Source organism: Pseudoxanthomonas sp. (assembly GCF_027498035.1).
Lineage (GTDB): Bacteria > Pseudomonadota > Gammaproteobacteria > Xanthomonadales > Xanthomonadaceae > Pseudoxanthomonas_A.
On the sequence record NZ_CP114978.1, the window covers coordinates 2,722,759 to 2,741,829 of the forward strand.

General features: G+C 67.1%; 13 protein-coding genes. 5 read left to right on the forward strand and 8 right to left on the reverse strand.

Annotation, left to right across the window (positions count from 1 at the left end; translation table 11 throughout):
- Positions 1-7: 7 nt before the first annotated feature.
- Positions 8-1,387 (forward strand): FAD/NAD(P)-binding protein, encoded by a 1,380-nt coding sequence (locus O8I58_RS11845; RefSeq protein ID WP_298316146.1) that lies wholly within the window; start codon positions 8-10, stop codon positions 1,385-1,387.
- Positions 1,388-1,413: 26 nt separating this feature from the next.
- On the opposite strand, the gene O8I58_RS11850 is transcribed toward O8I58_RS11845, so the two are convergent.
- The 3 genes from O8I58_RS11850 to O8I58_RS11860 form a co-directional block, all read right to left on the reverse strand.
- Positions 1,414-4,857, reverse strand: a complete 3,444-nt coding sequence (locus tag O8I58_RS11850) for a hybrid sensor histidine kinase/response regulator (protein WP_298322925.1) — start codon at positions 4,855-4,857, stop codon at positions 1,414-1,416.
- Positions 4,858-5,086: 229 nt separating this feature from the next.
- Positions 5,087-6,370: a sensor histidine kinase gene (locus tag O8I58_RS11855; protein WP_298316149.1), complete on the reverse strand. Its 1,284-nt coding sequence runs from the start codon at positions 6,368-6,370 to the stop codon at positions 5,087-5,089.
- A complete protein-coding gene (locus O8I58_RS11860; RefSeq protein ID WP_298316152.1) occupies positions 6,360-7,064 on the reverse strand; it encodes a response regulator transcription factor in 705 nt (234 codons plus the stop codon). The genes O8I58_RS11855 and O8I58_RS11860 overlap by 11 nt, the downstream gene beginning before the upstream one ends.
- Before the next feature lie 289 nt (positions 7,065-7,353).
- On the opposite strand from O8I58_RS11860, the gene O8I58_RS11865 reads away from it, so the two are divergent.
- Both O8I58_RS11865 and O8I58_RS11870 read left to right on the forward strand, forming a co-directional pair.
- Positions 7,354-8,016 (forward strand): phosphatase PAP2 family protein, encoded by a 663-nt coding sequence (locus O8I58_RS11865; protein ID WP_298316155.1) that lies wholly within the window; start codon positions 7,354-7,356, stop codon positions 8,014-8,016.
- Positions 8,013-9,719 (forward strand): phosphoethanolamine transferase, encoded by a 1,707-nt coding sequence (locus tag O8I58_RS11870; RefSeq protein ID WP_298316158.1) that lies wholly within the window; start codon positions 8,013-8,015, stop codon positions 9,717-9,719. Before O8I58_RS11865 ends, O8I58_RS11870 begins: the two co-directional genes overlap by 4 nt.
- A gap of 36 nt (positions 9,720-9,755) precedes the next feature.
- Here the strand turns inward: O8I58_RS11870 and O8I58_RS11875 are convergent, their stop codons facing one another.
- From O8I58_RS11875 to O8I58_RS11895, 5 genes are all read right to left on the reverse strand, one after another.
- Entirely contained in the window at positions 9,756-10,229 is a 474-nt protein-coding gene (locus O8I58_RS11875) for a hypothetical protein (protein ID WP_298316161.1), read from the reverse strand.
- A gap of 824 nt (positions 10,230-11,053) precedes the next feature.
- A complete protein-coding gene (gene zapE, locus O8I58_RS11880) occupies positions 11,054-12,157 on the reverse strand; it encodes a cell division protein ZapE (RefSeq protein ID WP_345781308.1) in 1,104 nt (367 codons plus the stop codon).
- Positions 12,154-12,822: an alpha/beta hydrolase gene (locus tag O8I58_RS11885; protein WP_298316164.1), complete on the reverse strand. Its 669-nt coding sequence runs from the start codon at positions 12,820-12,822 to the stop codon at positions 12,154-12,156. The genes zapE and O8I58_RS11885 overlap by 4 nt, the downstream gene beginning before the upstream one ends.
- Before the next feature lie 147 nt (positions 12,823-12,969).
- A complete protein-coding gene (locus O8I58_RS11890) occupies positions 12,970-14,631 on the reverse strand; it encodes an MFS transporter (RefSeq protein ID WP_298316166.1) in 1,662 nt (553 codons plus the stop codon).
- A gap of 12 nt (positions 14,632-14,643) precedes the next feature.
- Complete coding sequence (locus tag O8I58_RS11895) at positions 14,644-16,038, reverse strand: DcaP family trimeric outer membrane transporter (RefSeq protein WP_298316168.1); 1,395 nt, start codon at positions 16,036-16,038, stop codon at positions 14,644-14,646.
- Positions 16,039-16,292: 254 nt separating this feature from the next.
- Between O8I58_RS11895 and acs the strand changes: the two genes are divergently transcribed.
- Both acs and O8I58_RS11905 read left to right on the forward strand, forming a co-directional pair.
- The gene (acs, locus tag O8I58_RS11900; protein WP_298316172.1) at positions 16,293-18,236 is read left to right on the forward strand and encodes an acetate--CoA ligase; all 1,944 of its coding nucleotides are present in this window, start codon (positions 16,293-16,295) and stop codon (positions 18,234-18,236) included.
- Positions 18,237-18,380: 144 nt separating this feature from the next.
- Positions 18,381-19,049 (forward strand): response regulator transcription factor, encoded by a 669-nt coding sequence (locus tag O8I58_RS11905; protein WP_298322933.1) that lies wholly within the window; start codon positions 18,381-18,383, stop codon positions 19,047-19,049.
- The last annotated feature ends 22 nt before the right edge of the window (positions 19,050-19,071 follow it).

A 19,071-nucleotide genomic window follows, 5' to 3' on the forward strand; every position in this document is an offset into this window, starting at 1 on the left:
ACGCCTGATGTTTGCTTCAACCCCGCTTTACGACATCGCCATTGCCGGTGGCGGTGCCGCCGGCACCCTGCTGGCGATCCAGTTGCTGCGCGCCGCCCGCGCGCCGCTGCGCATCGCCGTGCTGGAGCCGCGCGCCCAGCTGGGCCGCGGCGGTGCGCATGCGACCCGCCATGCCGAACACCTGCTCAACGTCCCCGCCGGTGGCATGAGCGCGTTCAACGACGCGCCCGGCGATTTCGTCGACTGGCTGCTGGCTGGCCAGGTCGAGGCCACGCGCGAGGCGCTGGCCGCGCGCTTCGTGCCGCGTCGTGCGTTTGCCGATTACCTGACCCAGCGCCTGCAGGAGGCGCGCGACGCCAGCACCGGCGTCATGGTGCATCTGCAGACCCGCGCCACCGGCATTGAACGCATAGCCAACGGCCTGCGCCTGGAACTGGAAGACGGCACCACGCTGTCGGCCACCACCCTGGTCCTGGCCACCGGCAACGCACCGCGCCCCCTGCCCGCGCGCGGCGCGTCGGCGCTGCCGGCGGCGCAACGGATCGAGGCCTGGGACACCGTCGCGGTGGACAGCATCGCCGCCGATGCGCAGGTCTGCGTCATCGGTTCGGGCCTGAGCATGGTCGATACCGCGATGGCGCTGCTGACTGCCGGCCACCGCGGCACGCTGCACGTCCTGTCGCGCCATGGCCTGATGCCACTGCCGCACGTCGAGGGACAGCCGCCGTCGTACGCGCTCGATGTCGATGCATTCGCCGCACTGCCGCTGCGCGGCCGGATGCATGCCCTGCGCGCGCATGCCGCGCGGGCAGTCGCCGCGGGCACGCCCTGGCAATCGGTGATCGACGCCCTGCGTCCGCACGTGCAGCGCCTGTGGACCACGCTGTCGTGCGTCGACCAGCGTCGTTTCCTGCGGCATGTGGTGCGGTTGTGGGATGTGCATCGCCACCGCATCGCCCCGGCGGTCCATGCCCGCCTGCAGCAGGCGCTGACCAGCGGCCAGTTGCAACGCCACCGTGCGCGGCTGGATTCGGCCATCGCTGGCGAGCGCTGCGTGCAACTGCAGGGCCATGGCCCGCACGGGCGCACGCTGTCGCTGGAAGCTGCGTGCGTGGTCAATGCCACCGGCGTGGAGCTGCGCGTGCAGGCCATGCGCAATCCCCTGCTGAGCGAACTGACCGGGCGTGGCCTGGCCCGGCCGGGACCACATGGGATCGGGCTGGATACCGACGGCGATGGACGCGTGCTGGAGGCCGATGGCGTCGCCCAGGCCGATCTGTTCGCGCTGGGCAGCCTGCGGATGGGATCGCTGTGGGAGAGCCTGGCGATTCCCGAACTGCGCGGGCAGGCGGAGGCGATTGCCAAGGCGTTGCTGGGCGCTCGGTAGGCGCGGCGCAGTGCGGGTGCCGCGATTCAGGTGCTGCGGTCGGTATGTGCGGCCAGGAACGAGCGCAACGAAGCGGGCTTCACCGGCTTGGTCAGCAGGCGATAGCCGCGTTCGCGCGCTTCCACCTTCAGCTCGTCGCGGCCATCGGCGGTAAGCAGCGCGCCGGCAATCGGGCGCGGACTCGCAGCGCGCAATGCATCGAGCGTATCCAGTCCCTCCAGGCGATCGTGCAGGTGGTAATCGACCAGCATCACCGCCGGGCCTTCGGCGACGCGCTCCAGCGCTGCATCGACGGTGCTGGCGGTGATCACATCCACGCCCCAGCGACCGAGCAGCACGCGCATGCCGTCCAGGATCTCCTGGTCGTTGTCCACGCACAGCACTTTCAAGCCAGCGAGCGAATCGCTGGCCGGCGCGCGCCGCGGACGCACCGCTGGTTCGCTGATGCCGGCTGCACGCGGCACGGTGATCGAAAACATGCTGCCCTTGCCGACATTGCTGCGCGCATCCAGCGGCGCATCCAGGACGCGCGAGATGCGCTGGCAGATCGACAGGCCCAATCCAAGGCCCTGCTCGCCCCAGTCGAACGGCTGCTGGTAGCGCTGGAACTCGTCGAAGATCTGGCGCATGTGCTGCGGCGGAATGCCAGGCCCGGTATCCCACACCTGCAGCTCCAGCAGCGCGCCGCGGCCACGCATGCCCAGCACGATCCGGCCCGAACGCGTGTAGCGCAGCGCGTTGGCGATGAAGTTCTGCAGCACCCGGCGCAGCAGGCGGCGATCACTGCGCACCGGCGCGGTGCCGCGGGTATGGATGCGCAGCTGCAGGCCACGGCCACCGGCCACCGGCGCGTACTGCGCGGCGAGTTCGCGCAGGATCTCCGCGGCGTCGAAGTCGGTGAGTTCGGCGCGCAGGCGATTGGCATCCATGCGCGAGACGTCCAGCAGCCCGTCCAGCAGTTCCTCGGCCGCGCGCAGTGAGGCATCCACGCGTTCGGCCAGGCGTATCTGCTCGGCTGCATCGCCGCCGCTTTCGCGCAACGCCGAGGTGAACAGCCGCGCGGCATTCAACGGCTGCAGCACGTCATGGCTGATCGCGGCCAGGAAGCGGGTCTTGGACTGCTGCGCCGATTCAGCCTCCTGGCTGCGCTCGGCCACGCGCTGTTCCAGGTTTTCATTCACCTCCAGCAGCGCCAGTTCGACGCGCTTGAATTCGGTCACGTCGTTGTAGCTGGTCACGTAACCGCCGCCGGGCAGCGGCTGGCCGCGCATCTCGATCACCTGGCCGTCGCTGCGCACGCGTTCGAACACATGCGGCGAACCGGCACGCATGTAGCTGATGCGCTTGTTGACCTGCTCTTCCACCTGGCCGTCGCCCAGCTCGCCCTTCTCGGCGTTGTAGCGGATCAGGTCGGCAACCGGGCGGCCGACGTAGAGCATGCCTTCGGGATACCCGAACATGGTCTGGTAGCGGCGGTTCCAGGCGACCAGGCGCATGTCGGGATCGACCACGCTGACCCCGGAGCTGATGTTCTCCAGGGTGCTGGACAGGATCTCGCGGTTGAAGCGCAGCTCCTGGCCGGCCTCGTCCAGCACCGCCACCACTTCGCCCAGTTCCATGCCCGAGCCGCGCAGCACGCTGGTCAGCACCAGGCGCGCCGAGGCGGCACCGATGGCCGAGGCCAGCAGGCGTTCGGTGAACTGCACCCAGGCGCGGTCGGCGTTGGCCTCGGGCTTGAGTTCGCGGCCCAGCTCCTGGGCCTGTTCGGCGAAGGCGCGGCCGGCATGCCGCTCGCCGACCACGCGCTGGGCCAGCGAGACCAGGTCGGCCACGCGCACGTTGCCCGGCCACTCGCTGGCGATCAGCGCGCGCCGCTGCGCATACGGGTCAAGGAACGGCACGATCCGCAGGCGTTCGTCCAGGCTGGGACGCCAGCGCGCCGAGACGATCATCATCGTGCCGGCGTTGAGCAGCAGCGACCAGAACGTACCGTGGGTCAGCGGGTCCCAGCCGGTCAGGTTGAACAGCTGCTGCGGACGCAGCCACGACACGCCGAAGGGACCGGTGGTGAGCCACTCCGGCCCCAGCCAGCCCGACGCCGACAGGGTGGGCAGCAGCAGCGTATAGGTCCAGGTGGCAAAGCCCACCGCCATGCCAAGTTCCACGCCGTGGCGGCTGGCGCCGCGCCAGTACAGCGCGCCGAACAATGCCGGGGCGAACTGCGCCACCGCGGCGAAGGCGATCAGGCCATAGCTGGCCAGGGTGCTGTCGACATTGCTGTTGCGGTGGTACGCGTAGGCGCACAGCGCCAGGACCAGGATGGTGAAGCGGCGGATCCACAGCACGCGCGTGGCCATGTTGGCGGCGTCATGGCGCTCGCCCCAGCCGCGGCGCAGCAGGATCGGCATGACCAGATCGTTGCTGACCATGGTGGCCAGCGCGATGCTGGCCACGATCACCATGCCGGTGGCCGCCGAAAACCCGCCGATGTAGGCGGCGATGGCCAGGCCTTCGTTGCCGATGCCCAGCGGGAAGGCCAGCACGTAGGTATCCCCGGCGATCGCCCCATGGCCACCCAGCAGTTCGGCGCCGGCGGTGGCGATGGGCACCACCATCGCCGAGATCACCACCAGGTACGCACCGAACAGCCAGCGCGCGCGGCGCACGTCGGCCACGTCGCCGCATTCGACCACCGCCACGTGGAACTGGCGCGGCAGGCAGACGATGGCCAGGAAGCCGAGCAGGGTCTGGTTGAAGAAGCCCACCGGCGGGGCGTTCTCGAACAGCGTGCGGGCCGACTCGCCCAGCGCCTGTTCGCGCGCGCCCAGCCAGCGCCAGGCGAACACGCCCACCGCCACGATCGCCGCCAGCTTGATGATCGATTCCAGCGCGATGGCCAGCATCATGCCGTGGTGGTGTTCGGTCGCATCGACCTGGCGGGTGCCGAACAGCGCGGCGAACAGCGCCATCAGCAGCGCCACGTACAGCGCCGGATCGTGGAAGAAACTGGTGGTCTGCGGGTTGTAGCCGGTCAGCACGCCCAGGCTCATCGCCACGGCCTTGTACTGCAGCGCCAGGTACGGGATCACCCCGACCAGCGCGATCACCGTGACCAGCGCCGCCAACCGGCGCGAGCGTCCGTAGCGCGAGGAAATGAAATCGGCGATGGACACCGTGTTCTGGCTGCGCGCCACCAGCGCCAGGCGTTCGATGATCCGCCAGCCGAAGATCAGCAGCAGCAACGGGCCCAGGTAGATCGGCAGGTAGCCGATGCCGTTGCGCACCGCGCTGCCGACCGCGCCGTAGAAGGTCCACGAGGAGCAGTACACCGCCAGCGCAAGCGAATAGATCGCCGGCCGCAGCCAGCGCCGGTTGGGATAGAGCGGATAGCGGTCGCCGAACCAGGCGATGCCGAACAGCAGCACGGCATAACCGATCGAGATCCCCAGCAGTACCCAGCCTGAAATCATCATGTCCCCTGGAGGTCGCGCATGTGGCGCGGCGCACAGGCGCGCCGCATGGAGCGCTGCAGTTTACGTGGCGGGGAAAACGCGTGGGGCCAGCATCGGCCTGCTGTAGCGCGGAGCTTGCTCCGCTGGGGCTTTCCCGATGGTCTGAACGAAGCGCAGCGGAGCAAGCTCCGCTCCACAGGATTCGTGCCTGACGATCCGACCAAAGCGCAGCGTGGCAAGCTCCGCGTTACGGGGTTTGCGCCGGCGCGAAACTCAGGCGGGCCACCGTGCCGCGGCCCGGGTCGGACTCGATCCGCAGCTGCCAGCCCAGGTGTTCGCACAGGCGCGCGATCAGGTCCAGGCCGATGCCGCCGCCGTCGCGACTGCCGCCACCACGGGCCAGGCGTCCGTACACGGCGCTGATTTCTTCCGGCGACATGCCGTGGCCGGGGTCGCGGATGACCACGGTGGCATCGGGCTCCAGGCCGACTTCGATCCGGCCACGGTCGCTGTTTTCCACCGCGTTGCGCAGCAGGTTGCCGATGGCGGCCTGGACGATGGCCAGCGGCGCGCGGATCACGCACTCGGGCAGCGGGGCCAGCACCAGCTCCAGGTCACGGCCTTCGGTCAGGTGGCGATGGTCGTTGACCACTTCCGGCAGCAGGTCTTCCAGCGACACCACATCGGCGCTGCGGGCCAGGCGCGAAGGGTCCTTGGCCAGGACCAGCAGCAGCGAGATCAGCTGCTCGACGTTGCGTGCGGTGCGGCGCACGCGCAGCAACGGCTGGCGCGCGGCGGCGGGCAGTCCGGGTTGCTCCAGGGCCAGTTCGTTGGCGCCGGCAATCACCGCCACCGGCGTGCGCAGTTCATGGCTGGCGCTGTCGATGAAGGCGCGTTCGCGCTCGACGAAGCGCGCGTTGCGCTCCAGGTAATCGTTGAAGGCCTGGCCGATCACGCGCAGCTCTTCGCTGGCGTCGTCGGCCACCCGGATGCGTGCGTTGGATGCATCCGGCTGCAATCCGGCGATCTCGCCAGCCATGGTGCTCAGCGGACGCACCGCCAGGCCCAGGCCCCAGGCCATCAGCAGGCCGAACACGGTGATGGCCACCGTCGCGGTGCTCAGGGTACTCACCGTGACCCAGCCTTCCACGCCTTCGAAGCGGGTCAGGTCCAGCGCCAGCGCCAGCCGGCCCAGCGCGGTGTCATCGACCAGCACCACGTGCTTGACGCCATCGATGACGAAATCATCGTGCAGCCCGGGCTTGAGCGCGGCCAGGTCGGCCGGCACATGGGCGTCGGTCTGCAGGAAGTACATGTGCTCGGCCGGATCGTCGATCCAGTTGTAGCGCGGGTCGGCCTGGCGGCGTTCGACGAAGTGCTGCAGGTCCGAGCGCATCAGCGAGCGCCACACCTGGCGTTCGGCGTGTTCGTTGACCACTTCGCCGCCCAGCACCACCGCGGCGGTGACCACGACCAGGTAGACCAGCGCCCAGCGCAGCAGGCGCGTGCGCAGCGAAGACCTACGCGCCATCGGACGCACCGTCGGCACGATGTTCGGCGTGCAGGCGGTAGCCCACCCGCGGCAGGGTCTGGATCAACTTGGTCGCGAACGGGCCGTCGACGCTGCGACGCAGTTCATAGATATGCGAACGCAGCATGTCGCCGTCCGGCGGCTCCTCGCCCCACAGCGCGTATTCCAGGCGTTGGCGGGTGACGGCGGCGGGACTGGCCTGCATCAGCACTTCCAGCAGCTTGCGGCAGGCCGGGTACAGGTGCAGCGGCTCGCCGGCGCGGGTGGCCTCCAGCGTGGACAGGTCCAGGCTCAGGTCACCGACCTGCAGCACGCGCCGGCGGTTGCGGCCGTTGGCACGGGCCAGCAGCGCCTCCAGGCGCACTTCCAGCTCCTGCATGGCGAAAGGCTTGGTCAGGTAATCGTCGGCGCCGGTGCGGAAGCCATCGACCTTGTCCGGCAGTTCGTCGCGCGCGGTCAGCATGATCACCGGCACCGCGCTGGCATGTTCGGTGCGCAGGCGGCGCAGCACTTCGCGGCCATCCATGCGCGGCAGCATCCAGTCCAGCAGCACCGCATCGAAAGCCTGGGTGGTGGCCAGGTGCAGGCCGGTGACGCCATCGGGCGCGGCATCCAGGGCATGCCCACGCGGCTCGAAATAATCGAACAGGTTGGCGACCAGATTGCGATTGTCCTCGATGACCAGCAGCCGCATGACCTTAGCTCTTCTCCAGGGGGCGACCGCGATGCGGCCGCCGTGACCGCGCGCATGGTTGGGATGCCGATGTCGGAATTGCGTTGGAGCGCGCGGGCGCGGGCATTCTCCCATAGCCACCGGAAGCTGAACGGTTCAGCGCGAAGGGCGCCATTCCGACGCAGCTCCGACACGCGCCGACACAGGATCGATGGCGATCCTTCCGCAATACCGTGCGCTTGCCATGCAGATTCCCGCCGTTGCCAGACCGCGAGCGCTCGTTTCGCTCCGCTTCCAACCCGATCCCCTGTTGTGGGGCCCGCTGTGCGCGGCCGTTGCGGCCATCGCGCTGCTGCAGGGCCTCGGCGGGGACCTGTGGGTCGCCGACCACCTGTATGCCGCCGAAGGCGGCCGCTGGGCGCTGGAACACCACTGGATCACCGAGACCCTGGTCCACCAGTGGGGCAAGCGCCTGGACATCGTGGCGTGGCTGCTGCTGGCCATGGTCCGCGTGTCGCTGCCGCGCCATCCAGCGGCACGCGCCTGGGCCAGGCCGCTGAACTACCTGCTGGTCGCCACCCTCGCCGGCCCGCTGCTGGTGTCGTGGATGAAGTCCTGGACCGACGTCGACTGCCCCTGGGACCTGGTCCGCTACGGCGGCCTGCATCCCTATGTGGAGCTGTTCCAGCATCGCCCGGCCGGTTACGGCCCGGGGCAGTGCTTCCCGGCCGGGCATTCCAGCGCCGGCTATGGCTGGGTCGCCCTGTTCTTCGGGCTGGGGGCGATCAAGCCGCGCTGGGGCTGGATCGGCCTGGCGGCCGGACTGTCGGTGGGACTGCTGTTCGGCATCAGCCAGCAGCTGCGGGGCGCGCATTTCCTGTCCCACGACGTCGCCTCGGTCACGGTCTGCTGGCTGGCGGCCTGGGGATTGCAACGCCTGATGCTGCGCACCTCGAAGGAGGCACGGGGATGAGCACCCACCTGCCAGTGCCGCGCAAGCAACCCCACGAAGGCGGCATCAGCCTGCCCGGCTGGGTCCAGCGCCGGCCGCGGCTCACCAGCGATGCGCTGGTGCTGCTGGTCAGCCTGTATTTCGCCGTCTTCAGCAATGCCCGTTTCTGGTCCGCGGCGATCACCACACCGACCCAGCAGTGGCCGATGGCGATCGCCCTGTTCGCGCTACTGGTCGGGCTGCACGCGCTGCTGCTCGGCCTGGTGGTCAACCGCTGGACGGCCAAGCCGCTGCTCACCGTGATCCTGCTGGTCACGGCGATGGCCTCGCATTTCATGGTCGCCTTCGGCCTGTATCTGGATGCGGACATGGTCCGCAACGTGCTGGCCACCGACCGACGCGAGTCATCCGAACTATTGACCTGGGCGCTGCTGACGCCGCTGTTGCTGGGCATGGTCCCGGTGGCCTTGCTGTGGCGCGTGGAGCTGATCCGCCGCCCGATGAAGCAGGCGATCGGCGCGCGCGCACTGCTGCTGGGCAGTGCCCTGGCGGCCAGCGTGATCGCCGCGATGGCCGGCTACCAGCCGCTGGCGGCGTTGATGCGCAACCAGCATGACCTGCGCTACCTGGCCACGCCGGGCAACTGGATGGTCTCGCTGGGCAATGTCGCCTTCGCCAGCCCGCCCGGCGCCAGGAAGCCCAAGATCCCGATCGGCACCGATGCGATGCAGATGGCGGTCCGCCCGGCCGGTGCCAAGCCACGCCTGCTGGTGATCGTGGTGGGTGAAACCGCGCGCGCGCAGAACTGGGGCCTGGACGGCTACGCACGCGACACCACCCCGGAACTGCGCCAGGCCGGGGCGATCAACTTCCCCGACACCAGCTCGTGCGGCACCGCGACCGAAGTGTCGCTGCCGTGCATGTTCTCGCCGTGGGGCCGCCACGACTACGACGAGACGAAGATCCGCGCGCACCAGTCGCTGCTGCACGTGCTGGACCATGCCGGCGTCGGCGTGGTCTGGCGCGACAACCAGGCCGGCTGCAAGGGCGTGTGCGACGGCCTGCCAACGCAGTCGGTGACCGACTCGAAAGATCCTGAGTTCTGCAACGGCGAGCGCTGCTGGGACGGCATCCTGCTCAAGGACCTGGACAGCGCGCTGGCGATGGCCAAGACCACCGGCGGCGACAAGGTCCTGATCCTGCACATGCTGGGCAACCACGGCCCCAGTTACTACGACCGCTACCCGCCGGCGTTCGCCCGCTACACGCCGGCCTGCCAGGTGCCCGACCTGGGCCGCTGTTCGCAGCAGGAAATCGTCAACGCCTACGACAACGCGCTGTCCTACACCGACCACGTACTGGCGTCGGCCATCGGCAAGCTGGCGGCGCGTCCCGACGTGGACACCGCGCTGATGTACATGTCCGACCACGGCGAATCGCTGGGCGAGAAAGGCCTCTACCTGCACGGCGTGCCCTACGCCATCGCCCCGCGCGAGCAGACCCACGTACCGATGATCATGTGGTTCGGTGACCACTTCGCGCGCGACGAAGGCCTGGATGTGCAATGCCTGCGCCAGCGTGCAACGCAGCCGACCAGCCACGACAACCTGTTCCCGTCGGTGTTGGGGCTGCTGGACGTGAAGACTTCGGTCTATGACGCATCGCGGGATCTGTTTGCGCCCTGCCGCGGCCTTCCGTATTACAAAGCTCATCCGCCGGCGTAGAAGCCGTCGGCTGAACCGAGAAACAGTAGCTGGTAGCTACTGCGTGCTACCCATTTTCGTCGCAGTGAAGGAGATCAACTGCCACGCCGAACCATCCCAACGCTCAGTCGCGCTGTAGGACCATCCGGAATCCGTCCATGTGTGGGTCACGGTGTCGCCCACTGCCAGACTTGGCTTCGCATCCGGAATTCCTGCAGCAAAGGCCTCTTGCCGTGTCATGACATCCGAATGCACGAAAGCCGCCTGTACGTCCTTGCTATTAGGTGCAAGGGGGCTGCTATCAAAGCCGAATCGACTCAACGAGAAGGCGCCTGCACCCAACGCCTGATTCAATTCATTGACCGCCGCCTTTCCAATTACGGATCGCGAGATCTGCACCTGAGCGTCTTTTTTCATCGCTTCAAGCTTGGCCTGCATCTGGGCCGGCGTGAGCACTACCTGCGCGGATGCTGATTGCAACCCCACGCCAATAGCCAACATTCCAATGAATAGAGCGTATCCGACCTTCATCCTGTAACTCCTGTTGTTTCACTCCTGTGCGGCGACGGTAGCGATCACGCGCGCAAGCAAAAATGAATTCCGTCACAGAATAACCTCAGCACTAATCCCGGCAAGTATTCCCGCACCTTCTGCACTGATGGAATGATTGGAATTGATCACGTAAATAAGCCCGCTCTATAGGCTCCGCACCCGGGGATATCCGTAGGGCCGAGCTTGCTCGGCTGCTCTTGGCCGTTGCCGTTGCCGTTGCCGTTGCCGTTGCCGCGGATTTTGATCTGGCTTTGGCTCGGCTTCGGCTTTTGATCTTCAGCGCCTTAGAGCGCGCCGCGCACCGCAGGCGGAAACGGCCGAAGAGGCGCGGGTGTCTGAGCGCAGCGAGTTCCCACGCCGTGCCGTTTCCGGCGAGGAGCACAGGGCACCGGTGCGCAGCATCGGCGAATGTTTTCAATCCCCTCTTTGGGACGGCGCTGGCGGTTTTGGCTACTTTTGCCAAGACAAAAGTGGCTCGCGCTGCGAAGCAGCGTGAAAGCTCTGCATTTGTTCCTGCTTGATTGAATTGTTCGAAGCCGAAGCAATGCTTTCACGCGCTTCGCGCGCGCCCTACTTTTGTCTTGGCAAAAGTAAGCAAAACCGTCTTCGCCGGACGCGATCCGCCGCTGCGCTGCGGTTCCCTGCGCTTCTCGGAAGCCAGGGCACGGCGCGGAACTCGCTGCGCTCAGACATCCGCGCCTCTTCGGCCCTGCCTTCCTGCGATGCTCGGCTCGCTCTACGGCTCGGGTAGACCAAGGTCACGAACAACAGCAAGTTCAAAAGCGGGGCGACAGCCGCCGCATTCACCCGCGGTGCGGCGTCCCCAGATACTCCGCACTCTGCATCTCGATCAACCGCGACGCCGTGCGCTCGAATGCACCAGCCAAGCGCGTGCCGGCATACAGCTCCACCGGTGAAGTGTCGGCGCTGCAGACCAGCTTGACGTGGCGGTCGTAGACCTCGTCGATCAGGTTGACGAAACGCCGTGCGGCGTCCTCGTTCTTGCGGTCGAAGTGCGGGATGCCGCCGATCAGCAGCGTGTGGAACTCACGCGACAACTCGATGTAATCGGTCGCCGAACGCGGGCCTTCGCACAATTCGGAAAAATCGAACCAGGCGATGTCCTTGCCGCGTCCGCGCAGGGCAATCGCGCGGCCTTCGATTTCGATCTCGCCGGCCTGCGCCGGATCGCCGGCCAGCTCCTGCCAACGCTGCGCCAGCCAGGCGTCGGCGCCCGCGTCCAACGGGGTGCGATACACCGGCGAACGGGTCAGCGCGCGCAGTCGATAGTCCTGCTCGCCTTCGGCGTACAGCACCACGCAGTGCTTCTGCAGCGCGGCGATGGCCGGCAGGAAGCGATCGCGCTGCAGGCCATCCTTGTAGAGGTTTTCCGGCGCGGTGTTGGAGGTCGTCACCAGGGTCACGCCCTGGGCGAACAGGCGCTCGGTCAGGCGGCCGAGCAGCATCGCATCGCCGATATCGGTGACGAAGAACTCGTCCAGCACCAGCACCCGCAGCGAATCCTTCCAGTCCTGCGCGATGCGTGCCAGCGGGTCGCTCTGGCCTGCGTGTTCGTGCAGCTTCTCGTGGATGTCGCGCATGAAACGGTGGAAGTGGGTACGACGCTTCTGCTTGACCGGCAGCCCGTCGTAGAACAGGTCGACCAGGAAGGTCTTGCCGCGGCCCACGCCCCCCCAGAAATACAGGCCGCGCACGGCCTGTGGCTTCTTCCAGAACGCGGACAACCGATCCAGGAACCCGTCCTGGTCGTCATCGCACAGCCCGATGTGGATCCGGTCCAGCTCGGCCAGCGCCGCGTGCTGGGCGCGGTCGTCGCTCCATTTCCCTTCGCGCGCGCCCTGCGCGTAGCGCTGCGATGGCAGCAGGTCCGCCTGCGGCGCGCTCACGCGCTGGCCGCCGGCAGCCAGCCCTTGACCGCGTGCTGGATGGCACCGCGCAGGTCGATCAGCTTGCGATGGAAGAAGTGGCTGGTGTCGGGCATGCGCACCAGCGTATGCGGTGCGTCGATGGACGCCAGCCAGTCGAACACGGTCTGCGGGTCGACGATTTCGTCGCTTTCGCCCTGCACCACCAGCCAGCGCGGCGGCGGCTGCACGCCCTCGAACGCCCAACCGCGCCCGGTCGGCGGCGCGATCGACACCAGCACCTGTGGCCGCAGCGATGCGCTGGCCTTGAGCGACACGTAGGCGCCGAAGCTGAAGCCAACCAGCCACAGCGCCGCGTCCGGATGTGCGGCGCGGACCCAGGCCACCACCGCGGCCAGGTCATCCAGCTCGCCCACGCCGTCGTCGAATTCGCCTTCGGACTGGCCGACGCTGCGGAAGTTGAAGCGCACCGTGGCCAGGCCCAGCTCGCGCACCGCGCGCGCGACCATGGTCACGACCTTGTTGTGTAGGCTGCCGCCATCGGTGGACAGCGGATGGCAGACCACGGCGATGGCCGCGACCGCGGGGACGCCGGCATCAGGCGGGTCGACGGCGAGCTCCAGCGCGCCGGCCGGGCCGTCCAGCAGCAGCATGGTCGATTCAGTGGGGAATGCGGGGGTTGGCATGGGCCCATGATAACCGCCGCTTCGCTCGCGCCCTCCAGGCCACGACGGCCGGGCCGCGCAAACAGCGACGCCGGCCCCTTGCAGGACCGGCGTCGGTGTGGGCCGGCGAACTCCGCCCCGGCCCGTGGCGCCCCTCCCAGGGTTGTCTTACTTGGTGATGTCCACGCCCTTGGTTTCGCGCAGGAAGATCGCACCAATGACCAGCGTCATGACCGCGATGCCAATCGGATACCACAGACCGTAATACATGTTGCCCGTCGCCGCGACCAGACCAAAGGAGATGGTGGGCAGGAAGCCGCCGAACCAGCCGTTGCCGATGTGGTACGGCAGCGACATCGATGTGTAGCGGATCCGGGTCGGGAACAGCTCGACCAGCCAGGCCGCGATCGGCGCATAGACCATGGTCACGAAGATCGCCAGGACGAACAGCACCGCGATGACCATCGGCTTGTTGATGCGTTCCGGATCTGCCTTGGCCGGGTAGCCGGCCGTGGTCAGCGCCGCTTTCAGCTCGCCAGTGAAGGCATCGCCCTTGGCCTTGCCGTCTTCCTTGGACAGGCCGCCGCCTTCGTACGAAGCGATCGCGGCGTCGCCGACGTTGACCGTGGCGACCGTGCCGGCCGGTGCCCGCTTGACCGAGTACGGCACGCCGGCCTTGGTCAGCGCGGTGGCAACGATGTCGCACGAGCTGGTGAAGGTTTTCTTGCCGATCGGATCGAACTGGAAGCTGCAGGTGTTCGGGTCGGCGTTGATGACCACCGGTGAGCTGGTGCGGGCTTCTTCGATGGCCGGGTTGGCGTAGTGGGTCAGCAGCTTGAACATCGGGATGTAGCCGACGGCCGCCAGCAGGCACCCACCCAGCACGATGCCTTTGCGGCCGATCTTGTCCGACAGCCAGCCGAAGAACAGGAAGAACGGCGTGGCCAGCGCCAGCGCGCCGGCAATCAGCAGCGCGCCGGTGGTGGCATCGACCTTCAGCGCCTGGGTCAGGAAGAACAGCGCGTAGAACTGGCCGCCGTACCACACCACGGCCTGGCCGGCGGTGGCGCCGAACAGCACCAGCAGCATCAACTTGAGGTTGCCGCCCTTGAGGCTGTCGCGGAACGGGGTCTTGGAGCCCTTGCCTTCGGCCTTCATCTGCTGGAACAGCGGCGATTCGCTCAGCTGCAGGCGGATCCACACCGACACGCCCAGCAGCACGATCGACACCAGGAACGGAATGCGCCAGCCCCAGGCTTCAAAGGCCTCGTTGCCCAGCGTGCTGCGGCAGGCCAGGATGATCAGCAGCGACAGGAACAGGCCAATGGTGGCCGTGCACTGGATGAAGCTGGTGTAGAACCCGCGCTTGTTGGCCGGTGCATGCTCGGCCACGTACGTCGCCGCGCCACCATACTCGCCGCCCATCGCCAGGCCCTGGGCCAGGCGCAGCACGATCAGGATCACCGGTGCCGCCACGCCGATGTTGGCATAGGACGGCAACACGCCTACCAAGAAGGTGGACAAGCCCATGATCAGGATGGTCACCAGGAAGGTGTACTTGCGGCCGATGCGGTCGCCCAGGCTGCCGAAGAACGCCGCGCCGAAGGGACGCACGAAGAAACCCGCCGCGAACGCCAGCAACGCGAAGATGAAGCCGGTGGTTTCATTGACGCCGCTGAAGAACTGCTTGGCGATGATCGCGGCGAGCGAGCCGTACAGGAAGAAGTCGTACCACTCGAACACCGTGCCGAGGCTGGACGCGAGGATGACCCGCTTGTGTCCGGAGGTCAGCGTACCGGTGGCAGGCTGCGAGGAAGCTGTCGTTGACATGGGTGTCTCCGGTTAGAAGCTGTATTTCACGGATGTCTGGATGCGCTTGATGTCGCCGGCGCGGTCGTCTTCCAGCTCACGACGGCCCCAGCTCAGTTCTGCGCCCAGGTCGAGCTTGGGGAACGGCGAATAGATCAGGTTGGCGTGCCAGGATTCGGACCGCTCGGTGACGCCATAGCCGGTGTATTCGACTTCGTTGTCCAGCACGGCCAGCGCGTAGTACAGGTTGGTACGCAGCTTGGGCGAGAACAGGTGGCGCCAGGCCACCCAGCCGCCATAGGCGTTTTCCGCATGCAGGCCGCCATTGGCATCGACCACCGTATCCGGCGCCAGGCCCAGGGCCATGTAGCGGCCGATGCCCTTGCCGCCGTTGACCTGGTAGCGGATGTCGTCGGTCTTGCCCAGGTTGAACTTGCCGGCGACGCTCAGCGCGCCGCCGGTCGCGTCTTCATCCAGCGACTTGAACTGACGCAGCAAGCCGGACACGCTGAAAATGCCCCAGTCGCCCTTGGTCTGCCACTTGGCGGTGATGTCCGGCAGCGCGTTGTCGCCGGAGTTGGAACGCACGCCGGTCTGGTAGGCGCTCATTGTGGTCTGCGGATTTTCCAGCGAGACCGAGAAGCCGCCATTGGTGTAGCGCAACTGCGCCTGGCGCACGAAGGCGATGCCGTCCACCGGGCCGAGGAAGTCGACCGAATCCGGCAGCACATCGGCATTCATGAAGTTGGACCAGGTCTGGCCGGCCAGCCAGTTGTTCCAGCTCACGTACGCGTGGCGCAGGGTGAGTGCATAGGTGTTGGTCGCGGTCTCGTTGCCGGCAAACGCATTGCTGCCACCGCCGAACATGTCCGCTTCGATGAACGCCTTGATCTTGTCGCCGTTCTCGGTGACGGTGTCGGCGCTGAAGTTGAAGCGCGAGAACTGCGCGTGGAAATCGGTGTAGCCATCACCGCCATCGGCACCCGCGCCGCCCACGGGCGTGGCGCTGGGCACGTAGAACAGGCGACCGGACGAGCCATCGGCGATGCGGCCGTCGGAAGTCTCGGTGTACATGCCGTCCATCTTGATGAAGCCACCGAAGGTGAAGGTGGTGTTCGGCATCGAATTAGCCATGACCGACTGCGCCTGGATTGGCTGCTTGCCGGCCGGCACCTTGGCCACGGTGGTGCGCACTTCGTCGAGCTGGGTCTGGGTCTGGGTGACCTGGCCCTGGGTCTGCGTGATCTGGGAGGCCTGCTGCTGGCTGGAATTCAGCAGTGCCTGCACCTGCGCTTCGAGTTGCGCCACGCGCGCTTCGAGTTCCTTTTCCTTCTTCGTCTGGGCCAGCGCAGCGCCGGGTACCAGCAGTGCAAACACCATCGCAACCGCAAGCGGCCGACGCGACATCGATGCAAGGCGTGTGGTCATTTCCCCTCTCCCAAGAAGTCCGTGATGTGCACGCGTGTCGCGCCTCCCCCGGGACGTGACCGCCGCAGAGTGCGGCGTGCGTGACAGTGCTCACCATTCACCTTTGGTCGAAACAAAGAGGCTTTAAGACCAAGGTCTAACGGGCTTGCTGCGCTGCGCAAACAGTGGATCGGTCAAACTTCTGGTCCCCGCGTCACCGCCGGTTTTTCGTCGCCCGGCCCCTTGTTCGCAACACGCTCCAATGAGGAGGTTCCATGTCCGATCTGTACCCCGTCGATCCCGCATTCGCCAAGCAGGCGCTGGTGGATGCCGAGACGTATGCGCGTGATTACCGCGCTTCGATCGACCAACCCGAGGCGTTCTGGAAAGCCGCCGCGCAGCGGCTCGACTGGATCAAGGAGCCGACCCAGATCAAGGACGTGAACTTTGATGTGGAGGATTTCCGCATCAAGTGGTTCGCCGATGGCGAGCTCAATGCCAGCGTCAACTGTCTGGATCGTCAGCTGGAAAAGCGCGGCGACAAGATCGCGTTGCTGTTCGAGCCTGACAGCCCGGACAGCGAAAGCTATGGCGTGACCTATCGCGAACTGTACGAACGCGTGTGCAGGCTGGCCAACGCGCTGCGCAGCCTGGGCGTGGTCAAGGGCGACCGCGTCACCATCTACCTGCCGATGATCCCCGATGCGGCCGTGGCGATGCTGGCCTGCGCGCGCATCGGCGCGGTGCATTCGGTGGTGTTCGGCGGTTTCGCCGCCAACTCGATCGCCGACCGCGTGATCGACTGCGGCAGCAAGCTGATCATCACCGCCGACGAGGGCCTGCGCGGCTCCAAGAAGATCCCGCTCAAGGCCAACGTCGACGCCGCGCTGAAACTGCCCGGCACCACCTCGGTGGAAACGGTGCTGGTCGTGCGCCACACCGGCGGTGCGGTGGACATGCAGGCACCGCGCGACCGCTGGTTCCACAATGTGGTCGATCCGCAGCCGGCGCAGTGCGAACCCGAGCGCATGAATGCCGAGGACCCGCTGTTCATCCTCTACACCTCCGGCTCCACCGGCAAACCCAAGGGCGTGCTGCACACCACCGCCGGCTACCTGCTGTGGTCGGCGTATACCCACGAAGTCGTCTTCGACCTGAAGGAAGACGACATCTACTGGTGCACCGCCGACGTGGGCTGGGTCACCGGCCACAGCTACATCGTGTACGGGCCGCTGGCCAACGGCGCGACCTCGCTGATCTTCGAAGGCGTACCCAACTACCCGGACAACTCACGCTTCTGGCAGGTGGTGGACAAGCACAAGGTCAGCCTGTTCTACACCGCGCCCACCGCGATCCGCGCGCTGATGCGCGACGGCGATGCACCGGTGAAGAAGACCTCGCGCGCCTCCCTGCGCCTGCTGGGCACGGTCGGCGAACCGATCAATCCGGAAGCCTGGCGCTGGTACTACGAAGTCGTCGGCGATTCGCGCTGCCCGATCGTGGACACCTGGTGGCAGACCGAAACCGGCGGCCACCTGATCACCCCGCTCCCCGGCGCGACCGCGCTCAAGCCCGGTTCGGCCACCGTGCCGTTCTTCGGCGTGCAGCCGGCCGTGGTCGATGCCAACGGCGTCATCCTGGAAGGCGAGGCCGAAGGCAACCTGATCATCACCGATTCCTGGCCGGGCCAGATGCGCACCGTCTACGGCGACCACCAGCGCTTCATCGACACCTATTTCCGCACCTATCCGGGCAGCTACTTCACCGGCGACGGCTGCCGCCGCGATGCCGACGGCTACTACTGGATCACCGGGCGCGTCGATGACGTCATCAACGTCTCCGGCCACCGGATCGGCACGGCCGAGGTGGAAAGCGCACTGGTCTCGCATCCCAAGGTGGCCGAGGCCGCCGTGGTCGGCTTCCCGCACGACATCAAGGGCCAGGGCATCTATGCCTACGTCACCCTGATCGCGGGCGAAGTGCAGAGCGACGAACTGCTGAAGGAGCTGATCGCGCACGTGCGCAAGGAAATCGGCCCGATTGCCTCGCCCGATCACCTGCAGTGGGCGCCGGGCCTGCCCAAGACCCGCTCGGGCAAGATCATGCGCCGGATCCTGCGCAAGATCGCCGAAAACGCGCCGGATCAGCTCGGCGACACCTCGACCCTGGCCGACCCGTCGGTGGTCGATTCGCTGGTGTCCGAGCGCAAGGTCAAGTAAGGGAGCGCGCCGCTCGTGAGCAGCGAATCGTCGAAAGCCGATCGCGTGGTCTGGCACTATGCCAACCGTGCCAGCCTGGATCCGTCGTCGCATGACCGCGACGGCGACCGGGCGCACGACCCCACTCCCACGGCCCCCGCATCCATGACCACCCTGCTCATCGCCGACGATCACCCCCTGTTCCGCGAGGCCCTGCGTGGCGCCGTGCAACGCGTGCTGCCGGGGGTGAACCTGCACGAGGCCGACACCGTCGATGCGCTGTACACGCTGGTGGAAGCCAACCCGGATGCGGACCTGCTGCTGCTGGACCTGAACATGCCCGGCGCGCACGGCTTCAACGCGCTGGTGCACCTGCGGGCGCTGCACCCGCAGCTGCCGGTGATCGTGGTGTCGGCGCGCGAGGAACCTGCGGTCATGCGTCGCGCCCTGGACCACGGTGCGATGGGCTTCATCCCCAAATCGGTCGATTCGGACACGATTGGTGAAGCCATCGGCCAGGTGCTCGATGGCGAGCGCTGGGCGCCGGAAGAAGCCCACAACGCCCCGGCCATCGGCCGTGACGAGGCCGAAGTGGCCCAGCGCCTGCGCGACCTGACCCCGCAGCAGTTCCGCGTGCTGCAGATGCTCGGCGCCGGCCGCCTCAACAAGCAGATCGCCTACGACCTGGGCGTATCCGAAGCCACCATCAAGGCCCACGTCACCGCCATCCTGCGCAAGCTGGGCGTCACCAACCGCACCCAGGCGGTGCTGATGGCCGGGCGCCTGTCGGTCGATCCGGGTGGCCTGATCCCACCGCCGGAAGACCAGGAATAACCTCGGCCCCGGTGGCCGTCCC

Bases quoted from the DNA above. Each gene is read 5' to 3' on its own strand.
- O8I58_RS11860 (WP_298316152.1), bottom strand. From the start codon at position 7,064: ATGCGGCTGCTGGTCATCGAGGACAATCGCAATCTGGTCGCCAACCTG.
- O8I58_RS11890 (WP_298316166.1), bottom strand. From the start codon at position 14,631: ATGTCAACGACAGCTTCCTCGCAGCCTGCCACCGGTACGCTGACCTCC.
- O8I58_RS11870 (WP_298316158.1), top strand. From the start codon at position 8,013: ATGAGCACCCACCTGCCAGTGCCGCGCAAGCAACCCCACGAAGGCGGC.
- O8I58_RS11875 (WP_298316161.1), bottom strand. From the start codon at position 10,229: ATGAAGGTCGGATACGCTCTATTCATTGGAATGTTGGCTATTGGCGTG.
- O8I58_RS11845 (WP_298316146.1), top strand. From the start codon at position 8: ATGTTTGCTTCAACCCCGCTTTACGACATCGCCATTGCCGGTGGCGGT.
- O8I58_RS11895 (WP_298316168.1), bottom strand. From the start codon at position 16,038: ATGACCACACGCCTTGCATCGATGTCGCGTCGGCCGCTTGCGGTTGCG.
- acs (WP_298316172.1), top strand. From the start codon at position 16,293: ATGTCCGATCTGTACCCCGTCGATCCCGCATTCGCCAAGCAGGCGCTG.
- O8I58_RS11905 (WP_298322933.1), top strand. From the start codon at position 18,381: ATGACCACCCTGCTCATCGCCGACGATCACCCCCTGTTCCGCGAGGCC.
- O8I58_RS11855 (WP_298316149.1), bottom strand. From the start codon at position 6,370: ATGGCGCGTAGGTCTTCGCTGCGCACGCGCCTGCTGCGCTGGGCGCTG.
- O8I58_RS11885 (WP_298316164.1), bottom strand. From the start codon at position 12,822: ATGCCAACCCCCGCATTCCCCACTGAATCGACCATGCTGCTGCTGGAC.
- O8I58_RS11850 (WP_298322925.1), bottom strand. From the start codon at position 4,857: ATGATTTCAGGCTGGGTACTGCTGGGGATCTCGATCGGTTATGCCGTG.